The following is a 2,884-nucleotide window of genomic DNA, read 5'->3' as shown; positions in this document are numbered from 1 at the left end:
GCCCCTGTTATCTTGCCTCTTCTCATGTGTATGAATTGTTTGTTCAGGCCATCCTGCGGCTCGTTCCTAACACTTTTTGGGTGGGTGTAAGGGTAGCTTGTAAACGCTCCAGCTTGGTCACGACAAGCGTATTGACCGGCATGCCGCCGCTCCACGGAGCCCAGGGGCGCACCCGAATCGCTCCCGCCAGTCCGTGATTGACGAAGATCTGGTTCTCTTCAACACCAAGGGCAAGGAGAGCGTTTCGTTGGGCGGTCAGGTCCTAGTCATTCGCAGAGACCCGGGCATAACCGATCCTCATACCAGCCAACCAAGCATGGTTGCAGTAATCCCCCCATCACCGTGCATTTCATCGTCCGGGTCTTACGTACATTGCCCAGGCCAGCAACCGCGCGGAACGCGTCAGCTGGCTTCCGCGGCACGATGGTCGACCGGCTTACGGGCGGCCTCCATCAGTGAACCAGTTGAGCGTTTCGATGTTGGGGTGATCTCGGAGGCTTTGCACGAGGTCGTGGCTGCCGAATACCTTGGTGCCCTCAAGGTCCCAGTCGGTCCAGACAACCCAGGACCGGTCTTCAGGCCACCAATACTCCGGGGTGAACTGCCTCTCGGCTGCGCCAAGCATGGCAAGCAGCATGGTCCCCAGATCGAAGGTGACCGCAAGCTGAGTACCATCCCCCAGTCGAGCGCCAAGATCGCATTCCGAAAAGGCTCCCTGTACGCGCGTAGATGCGGTATGTGCTGCGAGTACGGGGAGGAGATTTTCCAGGTCCCCTCGGCCAAGAGATCCTTCTGTCGGCGCTGAGGCTTTTAATGGGCTTCCCTTGATGACTTCTTCGCGTCCCAAAGTTGCCTCCCATCGGAAGCACGGGGGCACTTCATGCCCATCAAACGATGGTCCCCTCAAAGGGACGCCTTTGTAAGCAGCGAGCTCCCCCCAAGTCAACCGCTGCCAGCCACTCGGTGGGTGCGAGCCGAACCCAAATCCTGGTCCCGGCTGCTCCTCGTCGTTCCAGTACGCGGGGACTTCTACACCCTCAGGGCAGACGTATTGGTTGTGAAGAATCCACGTGCTGTCCTTGCATCCTGGAGGAAGAACCGCAGCGTCAGACTTGGCCAGGAACGGATCACCAAGCCAGTCAGTCACAAGTTCCGCTGGCTTCGTCCAGGCCCAGCCCTTCGGCAGATGCCTCAAATCGTCTGTCGCGCCCACATCGGGAGTCTACATTTTTGCGGCGGAGTTCAAGCCAGATGCGTGGTCGTCCCCTGCAGTCTGACTGCGGCCAACTGGGTCGTGCCCTGAAGAGGGATGGGAGTAGTTTGCTTGTTCCTACATCGACGCACGTAAATGGATCGGTTACACGCACTCCTCATTACCTCCCTGTTTCTCTATGCTCTCGCCGCGTAGAGTACCGGCAAAAGTCTGGGGGCCTCATGCATGCGAAAAAAGAAACCGGTCTTAGAACTGCAATCCTCTGCGCGGCCATCATCACAACGCTGACGTTGTGGGGCTGCTCCGAATCACCGACTGAAGGCAGCACGGGGGCGCCGACCGGAAAGTCCACGCTATCGCCCAGCAGCAAAGGAGCCTTTCATCCCGATGAAATCGGGTCAGTCGGGTGCGAAGCTGCCAGACCTGCAAGCACGACAGCACCAGCGCCGAACCCTGCCAATGATTTAATCATCGGCCCGCTGGTGTACCCCGGTTTGGCAGATGGCTACAACCATGGTTCCGTCCCTTACATCGACGCCGACGGCATAGCGCATTTTAAACAGGGCACCGAGCTCCCGGCCGACACCAGGGTAACCGTCTCGATAGGCGCCTCCGCGCGGACTTGGGCTGGCATTCTGACCGAGGCCGGCCCCGCCTCCGGCTACTCCTCGGTCACCTACCAGGGATGTTCCTCTGCAGCTCAGCCCGGACGCGTGTTTTGGGTCGGCGGCTTCACGCTCGGAGGCAAGACAACTGCTTGCGTACCGCTAGAAGTCCTGGTTGCAGGTGAAAACCAACCACACCACGTAATGCTCTCCCTCGAAGCAGGGACTTGCAGCTAGCTTTAGCCCATCCTCGAGCGGACGGCCTTAAAGTCTGGACACTTAACTATCGAGTACGCGACGTTTGGCTGCCGAAAATTCTTCTGCGCTAAGGGCGCCCCTCGAATAGAGGTCTGCTAGAAGGGCAAGTTCCGCTGCAACCGAATCCCGTCTGGTGTTTCCATTCTCCACATGGCGCTTGCCAGAGGGGCCGGATGCAGCAGCCACAGCCCTCGTTCGACTCTTTGTCATTGCGTGCAAGACGAGCATGATGGCACCGAGAACTGCTACCGCGATCCCAAGCGGCATGGATAAGTAGGAATGGATGACGTTCCCTATGATCGCGATTGCAACTCCCGTGCAAACCAAACCGACGCCAGATACCCAGCGGGCCGTCTCGCGAAGGGGGCGTTTTCCCTTGAACTCAAATAAGTACCCGCCGGCAGGATTGGGAACCGCATGCTCGTTCATGTGCTGAAGCGTAACCCCAACCTAGATTATTGAACATCCCAGTTTTCCTGGGAGTCCCACAACCGTGCGGTGAAGGATCCTCTTCCGTGCGGCTCCGTGAAACTGGAAGAACGCGTCTATCCCCGCTCCTCGCGTATGCCTACATGTGAGGCGAAATGACTCGTACGTCCTAAAGCGTCAGCACCGCCTTGCCTGCTACCGGGCAGCTGTTGGGCTTAGTGGGTGGATCCCACGGGACTGGATCTAGAGTCTTCTCGAGAATTGCTGACTCCCCGCCCTTTTCATACACAACGACGCGGACGCTGCTGACCCCAGGCCACACCTCGACGGCGTTTTGGGTGACAGCGTCAAATCGGACCCCCGCAGATTTCTCAAAGCA

The 2,884-nt window shown here is 58.5% G+C and carries 4 protein-coding genes; 1 reads left to right on the top strand and 3 read right to left on the bottom strand.

Features of this window, described 5'->3' with window-relative positions; genetic code table 11:
* Nucleotides 1–436: 436 nt before the first annotated feature.
* Nucleotides 437–625 carry a hypothetical protein gene (locus DC347_RS21170; protein WP_133247131.1) on the bottom strand — a complete coding sequence of 63 codons (189 nt, stop codon included), beginning with the start codon at nt 623–625 and terminating at the stop codon, nt 437–439.
* An 809-nt stretch (nt 626–1,434) separates the two neighbouring features.
* On the opposite strand from DC347_RS21170, the gene DC347_RS21580 reads away from it, so the two are divergent.
* Nucleotides 1,435–2,055 (top strand): hypothetical protein, encoded by a 621-nt coding sequence (locus DC347_RS21580; protein ID WP_133247130.1) that lies wholly within the window; start codon nt 1,435–1,437, stop codon nt 2,053–2,055.
* Between the two features lie 42 nt (nt 2,056–2,097).
* On the opposite strand, the gene DC347_RS22240 is transcribed toward DC347_RS21580, so the two are convergent.
* Together DC347_RS22240 and DC347_RS21845 are read right to left on the bottom strand one after the other, a co-directional pair.
* A complete protein-coding gene (locus DC347_RS22240) occupies nt 2,098–2,286 on the bottom strand; it encodes an SHOCT domain-containing protein (protein ID WP_368665773.1) in 189 nt (62 codons plus the stop codon).
* 388 nt (nt 2,287–2,674) lie between these two features.
* Nucleotides 2,675–2,884 (bottom strand): hypothetical protein (locus DC347_RS21845; protein WP_206073982.1); only part of this gene is annotated, 210 nt, incomplete at its 5' end.

The organism is Pseudarthrobacter sp. AG30 (assembly GCF_003116525.1).
Lineage (GTDB): Bacteria > Actinomycetota > Actinomycetes > Actinomycetales > Micrococcaceae > Arthrobacter.
This window is presented reverse-complemented; position numbering and strand designations above follow the sequence as displayed.